This window comes from Sphingomonas sp. KR3-1 (assembly GCF_040049295.1).
Classification (GTDB): Bacteria; Pseudomonadota; Alphaproteobacteria; order Sphingomonadales; family Sphingomonadaceae; genus Sphingomonas.
Map to the genome: position 1 here is coordinate 98,122 of NZ_JBDZDQ010000004.1, position 18,784 is coordinate 116,905.

Below are 18,784 nucleotides of genomic sequence, written 5' to 3' on the forward strand. Positions count from 1 at the left end.
TCCTCTCATTCTTCAGATGCCTTGGATCGCCGGGCCGCGAAATCGACGACATGCCGCCCTTCCAGACGCTCGGCAATATGTTCGCGTGCCTGTTTGAGTTCGATCTGGATCATGCGCGGCGATAAGCCGTAGCGATCCGCGATTTGCGCAGGCGACAAATCCTCGAACCAGGCCAGCACGAAGATCTCGCGGCGGCGTTGCGGCATTTCCTCCAGCGCACGCGCCATCGCCCGCATGTCCGAGCGCCCTTCCTCGATCTCGGCGGGCCCGGGCGCCTGGTCGACCGGATCGAGCATCTCCTCGATGTCGAGCCATTCCAGCCGGCGCCGGTCGCTCCGCGCGCGGCCGCGGGCGAAGTTGAAGGCGATGCGGTAGAGATAGCCGCGCGGGCTCTCGAGATGGTCGGAGATCTGGCCGCCGCGCGCCAGCCGCAGCCACGTGTCCTGCAACGCCTCGCTCGCGAGCTCTTCCGATCCCACCTGCCGGGCAAGCCGACTACGGAACAGCGCATAGTCGCGAACGAGAAGGCGTCGGAGCGCGTGCCAGGTCGTTTCGGACATGGCCTGTTCGCTCAGCCCGGCGTCCGGTCGAACGACAATGGCAGGACGAACGAGATCCGGTCCGGCAGCCCCGCGGGAATCGCCGGCATCGGCCGGGCGCGCAGGATCCAGGCCAGAGCTTCGTCATCGAGCAATTCGGTGCCCGAACTGGTCGAGACGCGCAGCGCTGATATCTCGCCACTGCGGCTGACGTAGAAGCGCACCAGGACGACGCCCTGAGGCTGGCCGGTGGCGACCAGCGTGCGCCGATAGCCAGCGACGTGCTTCTGCAACCGCTGGAAATAGTCCGTGCCGCTCACCGCACCGTCCGGAAGCGGTTGCGCCGCGCCGGCGGGCGCCGCAATGGCAAGGCTCGGCGCGGCCGGCGTGCTGCTCCCGGTCGCGATGGAAGAAGGCCCAGCGGCCGCGAGCGCAGTCGGCGCCGCTACAGTCGCATCCGGACTCTCCGCGCCAGCCTGGCGCGCGCCGGCATCCTTTGCCTTCGATTCCGCTTCCGCCTTGTCGAGCGAGGTCGCGGCCGCTGGCCGCTCAAATGCATCCGCCCCAAGAAGCGCAACATCGATCGACTGCCCCGCCCCGCCCCGCTCGACAGGGCGCGTCGCGGCAGGGGTCCCCGAGCGCAAGCCGAAGACCAGCAGGAGCAGCAACGCGTGGACGGCGAGCGAGACAAGGATGCCCGCCACCACCGATCGGTCCATCGGCCAGCGGCGCGTCGAGGCTCCGAGATCGGTGCGCATTACATCCACATCCGTGCGATACAGGCGGCGAAGCGGGTGCTGTCAAGCCGGGCAGATTATGACAAATTTGTGAAATGCGTTTGTCATTCAGATACTTAGCTAAATTGCGATCAGCGCGATCCGGATCGGCAACGGCATCCCCTTGGGCGGTGCGTCGAGCCGCATCTCGCCGAGCACGCGTCGAATCGCCGCATCCAGTGGATCATTGCCGGAAGACTTGATCAGCTTCGTCCGGCCGACCACCCCGCCGCCATCGACCCAGAGCTCGAGCCGGGCGCCGTAGATTCGGTTCTGCGTCGCCGGATCGCGCCCCAATGCGTCCTTGATCCTCCCGCGCACCCGGCCGGCATAAGCGGAGAAATCAGGCCGATCCTCGACGCCTGGCGCAACATCGACGTGCAGCGTGTCGAGCACCACGGTCAGTTCCGCGCCATCTCCCGCAGATGTCGTCGTCTCGCCCGCCCCCACCGTCGCAACGGCGGCGAGCATGATGTCCTGCGATCCTGTCGGCAGCACGGTGAGGTTCGTACCCTCGATCATCATGCGTAGCGCGGTCTCGGCGGTGAACAGACCCTTGACGGCCTGCGAGCGCCGGTTCGTCGCCAGGCGGCTGTCATAGATGATCTGGTTGCCGACGACATTGCTGTAGGCGAGCAGCGCCGAACGCAGCGGCTGGGCGGGGATGTTGAACAGATAGACCTTGGGCGCAGCGCGTTGGGGACTGGCCGCTACGGGTTGTGCGAGGGCGGCATCGGGAAATGTGGGTCCCACGGCGCAAAGCCCGAGCACCATGCCGCCGATGAAGATGCCGTGCGCCATGGCATGGCGCCCTATAGCGAATCCGGTTTGCCCGATAGGGCATCCCAGCAAAATCGACGCCCTCGGCCTCGAGAAGCCGCTGCGCCAGCGCCCCGCCCGCATCGCGCCCGAACTCGATTTCGAGCCCCGAAGCCAGCGCTGCCATCACGGGATCGGCTACGCCTCGATTGGCGCAGATCACTTCGATTCCGTCGCTCAGCCTGCTGCGCGATAATCCCCGACACTGCCGAAGCGAGCAACCAGCGCGGGTGGACCGATGAGGTCACTATTATCCCCTCCCCCTGAGAGTTTGAGGTCAACCTGAAACCTCGCTGTTGACGAGGCAGCACAGGCTTGCGCGCGCTACAAATGTAGCGTAGGACTACAAATGTAGCGTAGAGAGAATCGCCATGTTGAACAGCTTGCCGCCCCGCGAACGCCAGATCGTCGACCTGCTCTATGAACGCGGCGCGATGGCCGTGGCCGATGTGTGCGATGCCCTGCCCGACAAGCTCTCCGCCTCGGCGGTTCGCGCGATGCTGACCCGGCTCGAACAGAAGGGCTTTGTGCAGCGCGCGCATAGCGACCGCGGCTATCTGTTCTCGCCCACCATGGCGGAGCGCAAGGCGAGCGAAACGGCGCTCGGCCATGTCGTGCGAACCTTCTTCAACGGCTCGACGACCAACGCCGCCAGCGCGTTGCTCGGCATGAGCGAAAAGCTGGACGACAATGATCTCGACGAGCTCGAGGCGATGATCGCCGCGGCCCGCGCCAAAAGGGGTAGCTGATCATGAGTGTGCTGCTTGGCCTGATGCTCAAGTCTCTGGTGATTGCCGGCGTCGCCCTTGTCCTCCTTCGCCTCACGCGTAGCCGGTCGGCGGCGGAGCGTTCGCTGATCGCGCATCTCGGCCTGGTCGGGCTGGTGATCCTGCCGGTCGCCACGCTGGTGCTGCCCTCGCTCAGCCTGCCCATGCCCGACTTCGTCCAGAGCCGGCCGGAGGCGCCTGCCGCGCATTATGTCTCGCAGCCGGCGGCCAGCCCTGCGGCCGCCGAAGTGCCAGGGGCAACTACGACGCCGGTCAGTGTGGCGCAGCAGCCCGGTTTCTCGCTCCCGCAGGGCTGGGAACGCTATGCCTATGCGTTGCCCGTATTGGCGCTGCTGCTGCTCACCGCGCTCGCGCTTCTCCGCCTGGTGCGCCTGCGCGCCGAGGCCGAGGTGCTGGTCGATCCGGTATGGCTGAGCGCCCTGGCCCACGCCCAGCGCCGGATGGGCATGAAGAGCGGCACCGCGCTGCTGGTGAGCGACGCGCTCCCCTCCCCGATCTCCTGGGGACTGGCCCGCCCGACCATCCTCCTCAGCGCCGATGCGCTTGCCGCCACCGACGAGGCGGAGGCGATCATCGCACACGAGCTGGCGCACGTCTCCGCGTTCGACTGGGCCAAGCTGATGCTCGCCCGCGTAGCCACGGCGATCCACTGGTTCAATCCACTCGCCTGGCGGCTCGCCCGCGAGGCGCACCAGCTACGCGAGGAGGCAGCCGACGACGCAGTGCTCGCCGCCAATATCGATGCGCCGGACTATGCCCAGCTGCTCGTTCGGGTCGCCCGGCACGAGAGCAAGGGCTTGCTGCTCGGCGCGCACGGCGTTGCGCCCGGCAAGGGCAGTCTCAAGCGCCGGGTTGGCCGCGTGCTCGACGCGACCCTTCCCCGCGGGCGCGCCCAGGGGTCGTGGATCGCGGGCTTCGGCGCCGGCATGTTGGTGATGGCCGCCCCGCTCGCCGCGCTCACCGTGGGCGCCACCGAACGCCATGACAGCGCCTCCGGTGCCGTTCCGCGCCAGGAGACCGGCGGCAGCACACGCTTCGCCGAAGCGACGGCCTTGCCCGAACGGGCCCATCCCGCCGCAAGCGCGCATGCCCCCATGGACCCAGTGCCGCCGAGGCCGGCCGCGACGCCTCCGTCCGCACAGGATCGCGAGGCCGACCGGAACGACCATGCCAGGCACGCGCTCGATTCGATCGTCGGCGCCAAGGCAGTCGGCGTCACGCCCGAATATGTCGACGCGCTGCGCCGCGCCGCGCCGCAGCTCGGCCCGGTCACGCTCGACGATGCCACCGGCATGCGCGCCGTCGGCGTCACGCCCGAATATGTCCGGGCGATGATGGCCACCGGCCTGCGCATCCGCTCCTTTGACGACATCATCGGGGCCAGGGCAGTTGGCGTGGACCCGGCCTATGTCCGCCGCATCGTAGCCGCCGGCTATCGCGGCAAGCTCGACGATTTCATCGCGCTCGCCAGCATGGGCGTGAGTCCCGACGATGTCCGCCGGTTGCATGGTGCAGGCATGCGGGTCGATGTCGATACGCTCGTCCTGACCAAGCATGGCAGCGGGCCCAATCCGCACCCGGACCCTGATTCCGACCCCGATACCGACAACTAACGCCGCCGCCCCCTCAGTGCCGAAGTGCCAACACCCCGTCCTGGGGTGGACGCTCCCGGCTTGCCTTCCGACCCAGGAGAAATGCCATGAACCGCACGCTTGTTGGCATCGCTGCCATAACCCTGTTCGCCACCACCGCGATCGCCGGTGGGCGGGATCATATCACCGGCTCCACCCCGATCGGCTTCAAGCTCCAGTTCGAGGCGAGCCGCGGCCATTTCGCGCTGCGCCTCACCATGGGCCCGCGTTCGAACATGAACACCGACGCCACCGACGCACAGATCGGCCTCGACGCCAAGGCGCTGCAGGCCGATGGCCCTGTCCGCTTCGCCATGGCGCGCGCGCCCGGCCGCCTCGAATGTGCCGGCAACACCGCCCGGCAGATCGCCACCGGCAGCTGCAACTTCACCCCCGGCGCCGAGTTTGCCCGCTATCTCGAAACCCGTGGCATCGGCACGCCCAGCTTCGAACAGTCGCTCGACCTGACGATCGTGGACGCCGACAAGGCCCTGGTCGAAGCGCTTGCCGAAGCGAACTATCCCAGGCCGACGATCGACCAGCTGATCGCGCTCTCGGCGCTGCGCGTCACCCCCGCCTATATCGCCGATCTCTCGCACCAGGGCTTCCGTCCGGAGGACCTCGACGACCTCGCCGCCTTCGCCGCGCTCAACGTCACGCCCGATTACGCCGGCAAGATGCTGCGTGCAGGCCTCGGCAAGCTCAGCGCCAAGAGCCTGATCGAACTCAAGGCTCTGGATGTCTCGCCCGAATATCTGGCCGACATGGTCAAGGCCGGCGTACCGCGCCTCACCGCCGACCAGGCCGTGCAGATGAAGGCGATCGGCGTCACCCCCGCCTATGTCCGCGAGATGGCCGAAATCGGCCTGCTCGACCTACCGGCGGACCGGCTGGTCGAGATGCGCGCGGTGGGCGTCACTGCCGAAGACGTGCGCCGCGCCCGCAAGATCGGGATCGCCGACCCGACGGCAGATCAGCTCGTCCAGCTGCACGTGCTGCACAAATAAGCGCCGGGAAGAACCCGTATCATGCGTCTCGCCATCCCGCTTCTGCTCGCCGGCACCGCGCTTCTTCCCCGAAGCGCGACCGCCCAGACCGCCGCGCCCGCAACCGGCGCGGCAGCGGCCAAGCAGATCTTCCTGCCCGAGGACTTCACCCGGTTCGCGCCCAAGACCGCCTATGACATGCTCGCGCAGGTCCCCGGCTTCACCCTCCGCAGCGCGGACCAGGAGCGCGGCCTGGGCCAGGCTTCGGAGAACGTCCTGATCAACGGCGAGCGCATCGCCAACAAGACCGGTGGTGCGATCGCCGAACTCCAGCGCATCGCCGCAGCCAATGTCGCGCGGATCGAGCTCGTCGACGCCTCCACCCTCGGCATCGCCGGGCTCGCCGGCCAGGTCGCCAACGTCATCCTCACCGACGCTCGCAAGGCCGGCGGCCAGTTCGAGTGGCGGCCCGATTTCCGCGCACATTATTCGCGCCCCAATCGCTATCGCGGCAGCATCAGCTATTCCGGCAAGTCGGGCGTGGTCGATTACACCGCCTCGCTCGAGGATCAGGCCGGCCGCGGTGCTATCGGCGGTCCCGAGCTGTTCTACGCCGCCGACGGATCGCTGATCGAGCGCCGCGAGGAAGTCTTCCATTCGGAATCGGACACGGTCACTGCCAAGCTCAAGCTCGGCTTCGACGGTCCTCGCACCTCCAAGGGCCATCTGACCCTCGGCTATTCGCCCTATTGGGGCCCGGTCTACGACAAGGAGCAGCGCTTCCGCGCGGACGGCAACAACAGCACCCGCCTGCGCCGGAACCGCCTCGATGGCTGGATGTACGATATCAACGCCGACTATGAGTTCGCGTTCGGGCCAGGCCGGTTCAAGATTATCGGGCTGCGCCATTTCGACCACGAACCGCTTGTCTCCACCCAGATCGACAGCTTCGCCAGCGGCGCGCCCGATCAGGGCACGCGCTTCGGGCGCAACTCGCACATCACCGAGACGATCGCCCGTGCCGAATATGGCTGGAAGATGGGGAAGAACGACCTGCAGGTCTCGTTCGAGCGTGCCGTCAACGGACTGGACCAGCGCGGCTCGCTCGCCGCGCTCGATCCCGGCGGTACCTTCGTGCCGGTCCCCTTTCCCGGCGGCAGCGGCATTGTGCGCGAAGTGCGCCATGAAGGGATCGTGACGTTCAGCCGCCCGCTCGCTTCCAACCTCAACCTGCAGGTCGCGGGCGGTGCCGAGACCAGCTCGCTCGAACGCGTCGATGGCGACGTGCCCGCACGCCGCTTCTTCCGCCCCAAGGGCAGCGTCACGCTGGGCTGGCAACCGGACAAGCAATGGGATCTGAGCCTCAAGCTGCGCCGCCGCGTCGGCCAGATCAGCTTCTACGACTTCCTCGCCCAGCCCAACCTGAAATCGGAGCGCCAGAACACCGGCAACCCCGACCTGGTCCCCCCGCAGAGCTGGGAAGCGGAAATGGAAGTCGGCCGCGCGCTAGGTGCCGCGGGCAAGACGCGGCTGCGCGGCTATTACCACCGGATCGAAGACATCATCGACATCGTGCCGATCGGCGCAGACGGCGAAGGCGTCGGCAACCTGCCGCGCGCGACGCGCTTCGGCCTGGTGAGCACGAGCACGATCCAGTTCGCTCCGCTCGGCCTGGCTGGCGCCAAGCTCGACGCGACACTCGGGATCGAGATCGCCCGCGTCCGCGACCCGCTAACCGGCGCTATGCGTGCCATCAGCGGAACGCAGGACCGCTGGGCGGAGCTTTCTTTCCGCCACGACATTCCCAAGACCGACCTCGCCTGGGGCATCGACGCCAGCTCCTATCACTATCAACCCTATTACTATCTCACCGAAGTGAACCAGGAGAATGAAGGACCCTGGTTCGCGAACATCTATGCCGAGCACAAGGATGTGGGCGGCCTCACCCTGCGCGTGCAAGTTGGTAATATCCTCAACGCGCGGCACCGCTACGACCGCCAGGTCTATGACGGCCGCCGCACCTCCAGCCCGCTTGTCATCCGCCAGGTCAACAATCAGCTGATCGGCCCGATCTTCACCTTTACGGCTCGCGGAAGCTTCTAGGTGCGGCACGTGCTGGCCAGCACAGGGACTAGGCGCAGCGATCCAGCCTCTTACTGCGGCATCTGCCCAATTCGGGCGACGAGTTGCGCCTGGCTCGCGGTCTCGGTCTTGAGGAAAATATGTTTGAGGTGAAAGCGCACCGCGTTCACGCTGACCCCGTTGCTGGCGGCATAGTCCTGCGGGGTTTGTCCGTCGACCAGCGCGGTGACCACCCGCGCTTCCGTCGGTGTCAGCCCGAACCATTGCGCCAGTCGGTCGATCCCCAGGACCGGCGCTTCGCCAACCCCGCTTCCGATCGTGATGATCATCGCCGCGTCGGCAATCGCACCGCCGATGATCGGGATTGCCTTGGGTTCGATCAGCACGCCCAATACCGGCCGTTCACGTCCCGCGCGGTCGATTGCCTGAAAGGCAAGATCGTCGCGGGAAGACAGCCCCATCTTCGCGAGCTTCTGCTGGCTGGCCGGATCGACGAATGTGAGCCTTCCGCCTGCAGTGGTGATCAAGCCGGTCTCTTCATAATGGGCGACGCGGTCGTTGACCGAAAGGATGTTGAGATCCTTGTCGAGGCTGATCATGGCGTAGCGCGAGCGGTTCGCCGCGGCTCGTGCCGCACTGGCCAGCACCTCGACGCTGGCGATACGCTGGCTGATCCTGACCGCACGCTGGATGTGCGGCCCAAGAACCCGCAGGCCGCGCCGCAGCAATGAGAGGTTGCGGTCACCCGGACCGATCAGCAACAGGCCGAGGCGTTCGCCGTCACGGCGGTCGAGCATGAGGCACAGCGTGCGGTCCACGTTCATGGCCGCCAGGAAGTTCTTGTAGAGGCTGGTCCTGCGCAGCTCCTCACGCGGGAGGATGTCGTCGGTATCGATCAGCTGCCCGTTTCGCGCGAGCCACCCCCGCTGTGACCAGGGATTGCTGTAGGCGAAGACCGCGCTGTAGGTCGATTCCACCCCCGGCCCGACATTGGTGGACGCGATGAACCGCGCGCTTGGTGGATCGCGCCGCTCCAGCATCAGGAAGGCGGTTCGCCACTCGGGCGGGCACAGCGCCAGCCGGATCTGCTCGATCGTTGCATCCCATTGGGACGGATCGAGCGCGCATTCATAGATCTGGCCGATCAGCCGATCGAACGTCTCCCATGCGAGCGGCAGGTCGCCGGGATCGACCAGTGCGTCCGGGACGATGTCGGCGACCATGAGCGACATGATTTTACGAACTCCTACCCAAACAGGGAGCGCGACCAGAATAGGGGTGCGCCATTGGTCGAGCAACGGCCGATGTGCGGTGCACAAACACGCCCGTCGAGGTGCTGCGCGATTGCGCCGTGGTTTCCGCAATCGAGCAGAGAAGTCCGCCGATTGCATTCGAACAAGAGGGATTTTCGATGGTCATCATTTCACATTGGGGCTCCGGTTGCCTGCGCGTGCTCGGTGGTCGGCGTCGCGTCGTTCCGGTCGTGATCGCGGCTGGAGCATTCACCCTTTTCGCCACGCCAGCAGCGGCGCAGGTCCAGATCGGGATCGGAGGCTCGGGCGGTGCGGCCGGAGGCGACGAGGTCGTGTGCTCGGTAGACGGCAGGGTTGGCTTCGGGGACGGGGACAGTTGCGACAACTTTCCCGTTGTCTCGAACGATACCCGCATCACAGTCGGTCCCGCCGGGCAGGAAGTTGTCCTCAACGGTGCGGACGGCGCGGCTACATTCAACGGGGGAACCACCTTCAACGGCGGGACCCAGTTCAACGGCCAGGTCACGCTCAATGGCTTCACGTCGATCAACCAGGTCAATTCGAACAGCATCAACAATGCCGGCGCGCTGAACACGGGGTCCATCACTAATTTTGGGTCGCTGCTGCAGTCGGGCAATGCCCGGTTCAACGGGTCCGTCACCATGGATGGCTTCTATGCCAATGCGGGCACGATCGGGACGTTGAACACGAGTCTGGCAACCGCCTCCAGCCTGAACATCGTGGCCGGCGGGCAACTCAATTTGAACGGCAACCGCATCCAGAATGTCGGGTCGCCGATCGCGGGGACCGACGCGGCGAACCGGAACTATGTCGACACCGCCATCGGCAATGTTGCCGGCAACGTCGCCAATCTGACGAACCAAGTGAACGACCAGGGCACGCGAATATCCGCGGTCGAGGCGACGAACCTCCAGCAAGACAACCGGCTGACCAATGTCGAGAACGTCAATGTGGTGCAGGATGCCCGGCTGACGAATGTCGAGAACGCCAACACGGTGCAGGATACCCGCTTGACCGGCGTCGAAGCCATGAATGTCACCCAGAACACGCGGCTGACTTCGATCGAGAACGTGAACGTCAGCCAGGATTCGCGGATGACTGCGATCGAAGCCGTGAACATCGCCCAGACCCAGCAGATCGGCACGCTCCAGAACGAAGTCGGCGGGTTGCAGACCTCGGTCGAAGGGCTGCGCCGCGACATCCGTGCCGCCAATGCCGGGATCGCCGCTTCGGTGGCCTTGGGGGGAACAATGGTCGTGCCGGACAGCGCGCTTTCCATCTCGTTCAACCTCGCGACCTATCGCGGGCAACAGGGTTTCTCGGGATCGCTCGTCGGCCGGATCGCGCCGAAAGTCTATATCAACGCCGGCGTTGGCGGCTCGACCATTGGCGGTTCCACCGCCGGTCGTGTCGGCATCAGCTTCGGGCTGTAGGCCATGAAGTCGCTCGGAAACCTGGCGATCGCGGTAGCGGTCGCCGGAGGGCTCTTCGTCGCGCTGATCCTGGCCGAGGCGAACCTCGCCGGCCTCGATCTCGGCGGCGTCAAATATGTCATGCCGATGGTCCTCGGTACCGGACTATATACCGGGCTGAACCGCCGGGCGGGCAATCGCAGGATGCCGGTGGCGAACGATGCCCGGAAGGCGGAACTCCTCGCCTTTCCGCCATACGCCGGAGGCGGCTGGATCGTCGTGATGCGCGACAAGAACGTCGCCACGGCGGCGCTGGGTTTCGATGTGTCGGTCGATGACAGGGGGATCGCGCAGCTGATGCCGAAGCGGTTCACGCTGGTGGCGGTGCCGGCGGGCACGCACCGCCTCCTTGCCGAAGTTCCGGGTGCCCCAGGCGATTTCACCGTCACGCCCCTCAACGTCGCAGTCGCGCCGGGCGAAATCCTGATCTTCGCGATCCGGTCGTCGATGGGCGTGATGCGCAGTTCGCTACGGTTCGATCCCGTTGCTGACACGCCCGCTGCGCGGGCCGCACTCGTCCGGATGCAACTGGTAGAAGCGCAGGGATGACGACCATGGGCCAGATCGTCAGCCAATTGATCGTCACCAAGCTGCCGTTGCTGGTCTTCGGCGCAATCGGCATCGTCCTGCTGCTTCGCGGGAGAGCGACCCGAGCGCCCCGGGTCGCACCCCACGAAGTCGCGGCGGGCGGAACGATGGCCGTGCCAATACGCGCACTCTATCTGCGCCGTGGAGGCATCCTGGGAAGCAAGTCGCACAACAATCTCAATCCTCGCTTTGCGATCGCACCGGAGGGCATCCGTTACCGGGTGTTCCGCGAGAGCCGGCTCGCCTTTTCGGACATCGGCCATGTCGAGGTCCGCACGCGCTTCGGATTTGTGTATCTGTTGTTCGTGAATAACGCCGGTCTCCGATTGCTCAGCGTCAATGTGGGGGACCGCGGCAATGCGAAGCTGGTGCTCGATGCGCTGCCGCGAACGGTGGCACTCACGCACGAAGCCGCGACTATTCGTGATGGCACGGCAGCCGCAGGAACCTCGGGCTTGCATCTATATAGCGGGCGCTTCGCATGACGGGCGTCAAGGCGGGCAAGGCAAAGGCCGGCCCGTTGCCGTCGCTATCGACAGCAAGGGCACCTGCTGATCGCCGATGGCGGGTTACCGGCAGCTGGGTTTCCGGACGGCGAGGCCGGCGTTCGGCTTGCGCGCGCCGGGCATTGCCAAACTCGGCCCAACCGCGCCCAGCTGGCGGAAGCCATCGCAAATCGATATTTGCAGCCGTTTCAGTGCTTTGAGATCGAATCACGAGGATTCGAATGGCTGGGGCGGGAGGATTCGAACCTCCGTATGACGGTACCAAAAACCGTTGCCTTACCGCTTGGCGACGCCCCAGCAGAGCGGGCGCTTATAGGGGTTTAGGCAATGCGTTCAACCCAGCCATGCACATCCTCAGCAGTGCCGCGCTGGATGGCGCCGAGCTCGCCGCGGAGCTTCTCCGTCAGCAGCCCCGGGCCGCCATTGCCGATGACGAATTCATAGCCGCGCCCGCGCACCTTGCCGATCGGCGTGAGCACCGCCGCGGTGCCGCAGGCGAACGCCTCGCGCAGCTTGCCGCTCTCGGCATCGGCCTTCCACTGGTCGATCGAATAGCGCTCCTCGCGCACCTCGATGCCCTGAGACCGCGCCAGCGTGATCAGCGAATCGCGGGTGATGCCGGGCAGGATCGTGCCGCCGAGCGGCGGGGTGACGATCGAGCCGTCGGCCATCACGAACATCACGTTCATGCCGCCCAGCTCTTCGACATAGCGGTTCTCGACCGCGTCGAGGAACACCACCTGGTCGCAGCCCTCGCCGATCGCTTCCTTCTGCGCGATCAGGCTCGCGGCATAGTTGCCGCCGCACTTGGCCGCGCCCGTGCCGCCCGGCGCCGCCCGCGTGTAATGCTCCGAAACCCACAGCGTCACCGACGGCGCGCCGCCCTTGAAATAGGCGCCCGCCGGCGAGGCGATCACCATGTAGAGATATTCGCTGGCCGGCTTCACGCCGAGGAACACCTCGCTCGCGAACATGAAGGGGCGCAGATAGAGCGAGCCGCCCTCGATCTCCGGAATCCACTTACTGTCGATCTTCACCAGCTCGCGGATGGAGTCCAGGAACATCGCGTCGGGCAGCGGCGCCATCGCCATCCGCTCGGCGGACTCGCGGAAGCGGCGGGCATTCTCGTCGGCGCGGAACAGGGTCACGCTGCCGTCGGGCGTGCGATAGGCCTTGAGCCCCTCGAAGATCTCCTGCGCGTAATGGAGCACGGCCATCGCCGGATCGACCTGGATCGGCCCGCGCGGCAGGATCTTCGCGTCGTGCCAGCCCTTGTCGGTGCTGTACTTGATCACGGCCATGTGATCGGTGAACACCTTGCCGAACCCGGGGTTCTCCAGCACCACTGCCCGATCCGCGTCGCTGACCGGATTGGGATGCGCTTCGAACTCGAAATCCAGGATCGTGGTGTCTTCCATAGCACTCGCCTTCGACTCTGCCTTGAGCGGCTTGCAGCGGGTTAGGCGCGGTGGCAGAAAGCGTCAACATGGCTGCCCCAATTCCTGCATCCCCGCTCTTCCTGCGCGAAACCGAGATCCGGCGCGGCGTGGAACTGCTCTATTTCGGGTACGCCCACCTGACCCGCTCGATCGATGCCGGGCTGGCGGCGCAGGGCCTCGGCCGTGCGCATCACCGAGCGCTCTATTTCATCGCGCGCAAGCCGGACCTGACGGTGAGCGAGTTGCTCGCGATCCTCGCGATCACCAAGCAGTCGCTCGGCCGCGTGCTGACCGAACTGGCCGATCGCGGCTTCGTCGAGACGCGCACCGGCGACAAGGACCGGCGCCAGCGGCTGCTGCGGCTGACCCCGGCGGGCGCCAAGCTCGAGGGCGAGCTGTTCGACGCGCTGCGCGGCAAGATGGCCGCGGCCTATTCGAGCGCCGGCCCGGGCGCGGTGGGCGGCTTCTGGGCGGTGCTCGAAGGGCTGGTCCCCGAGGAAGAGCGCGAGCGGGTAGCGGCGCTGGGGCGATAAGCGCCGCAGACGCCAGGCCTCACCTCATTCTCCCTCGCCAAATCGATGATGGAGAACAACGGGCCAGTTTCACGCCACCTTGAACCCTTCCTTGTTCATCGTCAGCGTCAGCGCCTTGTTCTTCTCGTCGCTCAGCTGGGCACGGAGCATCGGGAAGAGGCGCAGTTCCTCCTCGGCCATATGCTCCTCGAGTTCGGTGCGGAACTGGCGGACCTTGGCGATCCAGTCGGGCGAGGCGGTGGGCGTGTTCTCCAGCTCGTAGAGATACTGCTTCACATAGCCATGTTCCTTGGTCAGCTCGTCGGCCGCCAGCTTCTGGCCGGCCTCGCGCAGCGCCGGGTAGATGACGTTCTCCTCCTCCACCGCATGCTTCATCAGCGCGTGCTTGAGGTGGGCGAGCAGCAGGTTGCGCTTGGTGGTGGAGCGCTCGTCGGTCGCCTCGATCGTGTCGAACACCTTGCGCACCGCTTCATGCTCGGTGGCGAGCGCCTCGTCCCAATTGCCGGCGAGGGCAGTGGGCGCCTGGACCGCGGCCTTGCGGCCGAGCAGCGCGAGCACGCCAAGCGCCATGCCGCCCGCGGCGGCGGCGCCGACCACGGCGAGGTTGTGGCCGGTGCTGGTGCGCTTCGATCCGGTGAAGCGGCCCTTGTTGTCACGCGTGGCGGTGGTGGTTGTCATGGCTGCGCCTCCAGTGTTTCGCATTCGACGGAACAACGGTGGAGGCGAGCGGGCGTTCCGGCTAGCGGCGGGCTTCGGCGGCCATTTCGGCGCTGCGCTTGGCCGAAGCCTCCAGCGTGGCGCGCAGCAGCGTGCGGATCGCGCCGTCGGCGTCGAGCACGTCGAGGCCCTTTCGGGTCGAGCCACCCGGGCTGGCGACGCGGTCGGCAAGGGTCGAGGGCGGCGCATCGGCCTGGGCGGCGAGCAGCCCCGCGCCTTCCACCGTGGCGATGGCGAGGCGCAGCGCCTGGTCTTCGCCGAAGCCGATCGACGTGCCGGCGGCGGCGAGCGCGTCGATGAAGCGATAGACGAAGGCAGGGCCGCAGCCGGCGAGCACGCCGAGCCGGTCCAGTCCCGCCTCGTCGACCCATTCGACCAGGCCGAGCGGCCGCATCAGCGCGTCGACGGCATCGCTGCGCGGGCCGGCGAGGCCAACCACGCCCTTGCCGATGGCGACGGGGAGATTGGGCATGGCGCGGACGATCGCGCCGGCCTGGAATCGGGCGGCGAGCGAGGAAAGCTCGGCGCCGGCGAGGATCGAGATCAGCAGCGGCACGCCGGCGAAGCGACGGCCATGCGTCTCGGCGATCTCGCCGATCTGCTGCGGCTTCATGCCGAGCATCACGGCGTCCGGCAGCGGGCCTTCAGGAAATTCGCGGCCCTGACGGACGCCTTCGGGCAGGTCACGGTCGTGGCGGTTGACGACGAACGCGGCGGCGGGATCGAGCGTGCCGGCATCGATCCAGCGGCGCAGCATCGCGCCGGCCATGTTGCCGCAGCCGACCAGCCAGATGCTGGCCGGAGCGCTCATGCCTCGCCCTGGGTTTCGATCAGCGAGGAAGCGAGGGCGTCCTGCGGCGTCTTGCCGCCCCACAGCACGAACTGGAAGACGGGATAGAAGCGCTCGCACTCGTCGATTGCGCTCTCGACCAGCAGCTCGGCCTGGGGGAGGCTGAGCGTCGGCTCGTCGCCGTCGATCAGCGCGGCGTGGCGGAACAGCAAGATGCCGCTCTGCGACCAGAGCTCGAAATGGCCGATCCAGAGCTGCTCGTTGACCAGGCCCACTGTCTCGTAGACCGCCAGGCGGCGTTCGTCGGCCACGCGGATATCGGGGAACGCCAGGAACTGGAGAACGCCGTCATCCTCGCGCCAGATCGCGCGCAGCTCATACTCCGTCCAGCTTCCCTTGACCTTCGCCACGATCTCGTCGTCTTCGCGCGTATGGGTCCAGCCATGCGCGGCGAAATAGCTTTCGAGCATGTCGATAGGGGCTGCGTCGTCGCGGTCGAATTCCGCTTCGTCGAGCATCAGTTTCTCCACTGGGGCCGGATTGCTTGGGCAGAATCTGCCAACCGCATCGGGCCCGCACAAGCGCGGGGTTCACAACCCTGCGCAAAAGCTGTGGACAAGGTGTTTACGCTTGTCCTGCAGGCTTTTTAGGCGATTTCGGTGCCTTGGGGGCGGCTGCGGCGGGGGCACTCCCGCCCAGCTGTGCCTCGAGTGCGGCGAGGCGCGCCTTGAGCGCGTCATTCTCGTCGCGGGCGGCCACCGCCATCGCCTTGACGGCCTCGAACTCCTCGCGGGCGACGAAGTCCATCCCGCCGATCCACTCGCGTGCGCGCTCGCGCGCGGCGCTCTCGGTCTCGCGGGCGACGCCGGCCAGCGTGCCAGCCGCGCCGTTCACGAACTTCACGAAATCGTCGAACAGGCGGTTGTCGGTCTGCATTGCACTATCCCTTACGCGATCACTTGATCTGTATTTCGTCAGCCGGGCGCGCAGATACAAGGCTTCCGGCGTTCGGGTTCAATTCATGGATCTGATACAGGAGAACGCCGGCAAAGGCGATCCAGGCCAGATAGGGCAGCAGCAGCACCGCCGCGAAGCTGCGAATCCGCGCGAACAACACGAAGGTGACCAGCGCCAGCACGAACAGCGCGCCGAGGATCGCCAGCGCCGGCACGACCAGGTGCATGCCGAAGAACACCGGCGACCAGACTAGGTTGACCAGCATCTGCACCGCGAAGACGACGAGCGCGGGCCCGCGCAGCGTCGATCCGCGCGCGTTGATGATCATCGCCAGCGCCAGGCCCATCAGCACGTAGAGCGCGGTCCAGGCGGCGGGGAACACCCATTCGGGCGGCATGATCTCGGGCTTCGCAAGCCGGGCGAACCACGGATTGGCGCTGCCCGACGGCGCGAGCCTAGCCGAGGTGAAGCCGAGCAGCAGGATGAACGGTACCGTCACCACGGCCCATCGCAGATAGGCGAGCCTCAGCTGCCCCTTCGATGCGATTTCCCTCAAGACGCCGACCTCCGCTTGTCCCCGGCAGCAGGGCTATGGTGCGGCGCGACGAAAGGCAAGCGCTGCTATTGTGTGTCCACAGCTTGATCTGCGGTACCGGTATCAGTGCGCGTCGCGGCGATGAGGAATTCGACATTGCCCTCGGGCCCGGTGATCGGGCTGGTGGTGATGCCGGCGACCGCCCAGCCCTGCGCCGCGACCCATTCCTCGACCTCGCGGCAGACGCGTTCGTGCACTGCGGCATCCCGCACTACCCCGCCCTTGCCCACTTCCCCACGCCCCGCCTCGAACTGGGGCTTGATCAGCGCGACCAGCCGCGCGCCGGGACGGGCGAAGCGGAACGGCACCTCGAGCACCTTGGCGAGGCCGATGAAGCTCGCATCGCAGACGATCAGGTCCACCGGCTCGGGGATATGGCCCGAGGTGAGCGTGCGGGCGCTGGTCTGCTCATAGACGGTCACGCGCGCATCCTGGCGGAGCTTCCAGGCAAGCTGGTTGGTGCCGCTGTCGACGGCGTAGACATGCGCCGCCCCCTTGCTGAGCAGCACGTCGGTGAAGCCGCCGGTCGAGGAGCCGACATCGATCGCCACCGCGCCGGTCACGTCCCAGCCGAAATGCTCGAGCGCGTGCGCAAGCTTGACGCCGCCGCGCGAAACCCAGGGATGATCGCGCCCGCGCACCTCGAGCACGGTTTCCTCGAGCAGCTGCTGGCCCGGCTTGTCGACCTTGCGATCGCCGTTGAAGACCAGGCCGGCCATGATCAGCGCCTGGGCGCGGCTGCGGCTCTCGGCGAGGCCGCGATCTACGAGCATCTGGTCGGCACGCTGCTTGGACATGGCTCCCCTTAGGGTCCGCACCCACTACCCGCAATGGCCGGGCGAGTACGGTCACCAGGTGGCACCGCATCGGATGCAAAGCCGCGGGCCTTCGTGCGGGCGCTGGGGCAGGATGGCGGCAAATACGGGAGACCGATGATGACGCCCAGCCCGGCATGCATAGCCCTGGTCCAGGAATTCGAAGGCTGCGCCCGGCAGCAGCCCGATGGCAGCTTCGCCGCCTATCCCGATCCCGGCACCGGCGGCGCGCCCTGGACGATCGGCTGGGGCACGACTGGGCCTGACGTGACGCCCGGCACGATCTGGACACAGGCGCAGTGCGATGCCCGGCTCGACCAGGACGTCACTGCCTTCGCCCAGCAGGTCACCACCACGCTCGGCGGCGCGGCGACCAGCCAGAACCAGTTCGATGCGCTGGTCGATTTCGCCTATAATCTCGGCATCCGGAACCTGCAGACCAGCACGCTGCTCAAGCTCCACAAGGCGGGCAACTATCCCGCCGCCGCCGCCGAGTTTCCCAAGTGGAACATGGCCGCCGGCAAGGTCCTGCCCGGGCTGGTGCGCCGCCGGGCGGCCGAACAGGCGCTCTACTCGAAACCCTGACCCGAACGGCCCGGCGCGTCGGCCCTTCGGCTCGGCGCAGGCCTATTGCCTATCGAATTAGTGGGAATAAATTGGAGGTCCGGCCTGCTCTCCACTGGAGTGCGCAACGATGACCATTTTTACTCCATTTGACGACCATTCGCCGATCGTCCTCACCGTTCCCGGGCTCGGCGGCTCGGGGCCTTCGCACTGGCAGACGCTCTGGGAGCAGTCGCGCCCCGATACCAGCCGAGTCGAGCTCGGCATGTGGGATACGCCGCATCGCAATGCCTGGGTGACCAGGCTCGACCAGGCGATCCGCTGCGCGCAGGCGCCGGTGGTGCTCGCCGCGCACAGCCTGGGCTGCCTGGCCGTCGCCTGGTGGGCGGCGCTCTCGCCCCAGCCGTTCGGTTGGCCGGTGGCGGGCGCCCTGCTCGTCGCGCCGGCCGATGTCGATCGCAGCGAAGCAAAGCCCGAACTCGCCGGCTTCGCGCCCGCTCCCGCCAAGCCGCTCCCCTTCCCCTCGATCACCGTGGCGAGCCAGGACGATCCGTGGATCTCGCTCGACCGCGCCCGCGAGCTTGCCAAGGGCTGGGGCAGCCTGTTCGTCGATGCCGGGCCGCAGGGGCACCTCAACGCCGCGAGCGGGATCGGCTGGTGGCATGAGGGCCAGGCGTTGCTCGACCGGGTGCTCGACGCTGCCTCCGATCGCTCGGGCCGGGTCCGCACCGCCGCCGATGCGCGCTCGCTGCTCGCGATTAACGCTACGGAAGCCGCGCAAGTCCATTATCTGGGCCGGCACGCATGATTTCACCGTGCGCTGCCCCCTGACCGGCGCACGGCACTGGAAACTGCCCGCAAATCCCCTACATTGGGAAATGCGGGCGTGGCCGGGTGGCGTCCCCTAGAGCGT

Annotated in this window: 21 protein-coding genes and 1 tRNA gene; 10 read left to right on the forward strand and 12 right to left on the reverse strand. The window is 66.8% G+C overall.

Features of this window, described 5'->3' with window-relative positions:
* Positions 1 to 5: 5 nt before the first annotated feature.
* The 3 genes from ABLE38_RS19530 to ABLE38_RS19540 form a co-directional block, all read right to left on the reverse strand.
* Entirely contained in the window at positions 6 to 560 is a 555-nt protein-coding gene (locus ABLE38_RS19530; RefSeq protein WP_348975927.1) for a sigma-70 family RNA polymerase sigma factor, read from the reverse strand.
* Positions 561 to 571: 11 nt separating this feature from the next.
* Positions 572 to 1,297, reverse strand: coding sequence for a TonB family protein (locus ABLE38_RS19535; protein ID WP_348975928.1), 726 nt, complete (start codon positions 1,295 to 1,297; stop codon positions 572 to 574).
* A 99-nt stretch (positions 1,298 to 1,396) separates the two neighbouring features.
* Positions 1,397 to 2,116 carry a TonB C-terminal domain-containing protein gene (locus ABLE38_RS19540; RefSeq protein WP_348975929.1) on the reverse strand — a complete coding sequence of 240 codons (720 nt, stop codon included), beginning with the start codon at positions 2,114 to 2,116 and terminating at the stop codon, positions 1,397 to 1,399.
* A gap of 389 nt (positions 2,117 to 2,505) precedes the next feature.
* Between ABLE38_RS19540 and ABLE38_RS19545 the strand changes: the two genes are divergently transcribed.
* The 4 genes from ABLE38_RS19545 (at position 2,506) to ABLE38_RS19560 (ending at position 7,642) form a co-directional block, all read left to right on the forward strand.
* Positions 2,506 to 2,883: a BlaI/MecI/CopY family transcriptional regulator gene (locus ABLE38_RS19545; RefSeq protein WP_348975930.1), complete on the forward strand. Its 378-nt coding sequence runs from the start codon at positions 2,506 to 2,508 to the stop codon at positions 2,881 to 2,883.
* A 2-nt stretch (positions 2,884 to 2,885) separates the two neighbouring features.
* Positions 2,886 to 4,535 carry a M56 family metallopeptidase gene (locus ABLE38_RS19550; protein WP_348975931.1) on the forward strand — a complete coding sequence of 550 codons (1,650 nt, stop codon included), beginning with the start codon at positions 2,886 to 2,888 and terminating at the stop codon, positions 4,533 to 4,535.
* 86 nt (positions 4,536 to 4,621) lie between these two features.
* Complete coding sequence (locus tag ABLE38_RS19555; RefSeq protein WP_348975932.1) at positions 4,622 to 5,560, forward strand: hypothetical protein; 939 nt, start codon at positions 4,622 to 4,624, stop codon at positions 5,558 to 5,560.
* Between the two features lie 21 nt (positions 5,561 to 5,581).
* A complete protein-coding gene (locus tag ABLE38_RS19560) occupies positions 5,582 to 7,642 on the forward strand; it encodes a TonB-dependent receptor (protein WP_348975933.1) in 2,061 nt (686 codons plus the stop codon).
* Positions 7,643 to 7,692: 50 nt separating this feature from the next.
* On the opposite strand, the gene ABLE38_RS19565 is transcribed toward ABLE38_RS19560, so the two are convergent.
* Positions 7,693 to 8,853, reverse strand: a complete 1,161-nt coding sequence (locus tag ABLE38_RS19565) for a helix-turn-helix transcriptional regulator (RefSeq protein ID WP_348975934.1) — start codon at positions 8,851 to 8,853, stop codon at positions 7,693 to 7,695.
* A 179-nt stretch (positions 8,854 to 9,032) separates the two neighbouring features.
* Here ABLE38_RS19565 and ABLE38_RS19570 point away from each other — a divergent pair, with 179 nt between their 5' ends.
* Genes ABLE38_RS19570 through ABLE38_RS19580 form a run of 3 tightly spaced genes read left to right on the forward strand, consistent with a single transcriptional unit; the run spans position 9,033 to position 11,440 of the window.
* Positions 9,033 to 10,328, forward strand: a complete 1,296-nt coding sequence (locus ABLE38_RS19570; RefSeq protein ID WP_348975935.1) for a hypothetical protein — start codon at positions 9,033 to 9,035, stop codon at positions 10,326 to 10,328.
* 3 nt (positions 10,329 to 10,331) lie between these two features.
* Positions 10,332 to 10,916 (forward strand): hypothetical protein, encoded by a 585-nt coding sequence (locus tag ABLE38_RS19575; RefSeq protein ID WP_348975936.1) that lies wholly within the window; start codon positions 10,332 to 10,334, stop codon positions 10,914 to 10,916.
* A gap of 5 nt (positions 10,917 to 10,921) precedes the next feature.
* A complete protein-coding gene (locus ABLE38_RS19580; protein WP_348975937.1) occupies positions 10,922 to 11,440 on the forward strand; it encodes a hypothetical protein in 519 nt (172 codons plus the stop codon).
* Positions 11,441 to 11,683: 243 nt separating this feature from the next.
* Here the strand turns inward: ABLE38_RS19580 and ABLE38_RS19585 are convergent.
* Positions 11,684 to 11,758, reverse strand: a tRNA-Gln gene (locus ABLE38_RS19585).
* Between the two features lie 23 nt (positions 11,759 to 11,781).
* Positions 11,782 to 12,879 (reverse strand): branched-chain amino acid aminotransferase, encoded by a 1,098-nt coding sequence (locus ABLE38_RS19590; RefSeq protein ID WP_348975938.1) that lies wholly within the window; start codon positions 12,877 to 12,879, stop codon positions 11,782 to 11,784.
* A gap of 68 nt (positions 12,880 to 12,947) precedes the next feature.
* On the opposite strand from ABLE38_RS19590, the gene ABLE38_RS19595 reads away from it, so the two are divergent.
* The gene (locus ABLE38_RS19595) at positions 12,948 to 13,433 is read left to right on the forward strand and encodes a MarR family transcriptional regulator (RefSeq protein ID WP_348975939.1); all 486 of its coding nucleotides are present in this window, start codon (positions 12,948 to 12,950) and stop codon (positions 13,431 to 13,433) included.
* A 69-nt stretch (positions 13,434 to 13,502) separates the two neighbouring features.
* On the opposite strand, the gene ABLE38_RS19600 is transcribed toward ABLE38_RS19595, so the two are convergent.
* The 6 genes from ABLE38_RS19600 to ABLE38_RS19625 all read right to left on the reverse strand — a co-directional run bounded on the left by ABLE38_RS19600 (position 13,503) and on the right by ABLE38_RS19625 (position 17,289).
* Positions 13,503 to 14,111 (reverse strand): hemerythrin domain-containing protein, encoded by a 609-nt coding sequence (locus ABLE38_RS19600; RefSeq protein WP_348975940.1) that lies wholly within the window; start codon positions 14,109 to 14,111, stop codon positions 13,503 to 13,505.
* A 61-nt stretch (positions 14,112 to 14,172) separates the two neighbouring features.
* Positions 14,173 to 14,961 (reverse strand): pyrroline-5-carboxylate reductase dimerization domain-containing protein, encoded by a 789-nt coding sequence (locus tag ABLE38_RS19605; protein WP_348975941.1) that lies wholly within the window; start codon positions 14,959 to 14,961, stop codon positions 14,173 to 14,175.
* Entirely contained in the window at positions 14,958 to 15,458 is a 501-nt protein-coding gene (locus ABLE38_RS19610) for a YbjN domain-containing protein (RefSeq protein ID WP_348975942.1), read from the reverse strand. The genes ABLE38_RS19605 and ABLE38_RS19610 overlap by 4 nt, the downstream gene beginning before the upstream one ends.
* Before the next feature lie 106 nt (positions 15,459 to 15,564).
* Entirely contained in the window at positions 15,565 to 15,876 is a 312-nt protein-coding gene (locus tag ABLE38_RS19615; RefSeq protein ID WP_348975943.1) for an accessory factor UbiK family protein, read from the reverse strand.
* 19 nt (positions 15,877 to 15,895) lie between these two features.
* On the reverse strand, positions 15,896 to 16,453 hold the full coding sequence (locus ABLE38_RS19620; RefSeq protein WP_348975944.1) for a TspO/MBR family protein: 558 nt from the start codon (positions 16,451 to 16,453) through the stop codon (positions 15,896 to 15,898).
* 65 nt (positions 16,454 to 16,518) lie between these two features.
* The gene (locus ABLE38_RS19625) at positions 16,519 to 17,289 is read right to left on the reverse strand and encodes a TlyA family RNA methyltransferase (protein ID WP_348975945.1); all 771 of its coding nucleotides are present in this window, start codon (positions 17,287 to 17,289) and stop codon (positions 16,519 to 16,521) included.
* A gap of 135 nt (positions 17,290 to 17,424) precedes the next feature.
* Here ABLE38_RS19625 and ABLE38_RS19630 point away from each other — a divergent pair, with 135 nt between their 5' ends.
* Both ABLE38_RS19630 and ABLE38_RS19635 read left to right on the forward strand, forming a co-directional pair.
* A complete protein-coding gene (locus ABLE38_RS19630; protein WP_348975946.1) occupies positions 17,425 to 17,892 on the forward strand; it encodes a lysozyme in 468 nt (155 codons plus the stop codon).
* Positions 17,893 to 18,001: 109 nt separating this feature from the next.
* Positions 18,002 to 18,679 carry an alpha/beta hydrolase gene (locus ABLE38_RS19635; protein WP_348975947.1) on the forward strand — a complete coding sequence of 226 codons (678 nt, stop codon included), beginning with the start codon at positions 18,002 to 18,004 and terminating at the stop codon, positions 18,677 to 18,679.
* Positions 18,680 to 18,784: the final 105 nt, after the last annotated feature.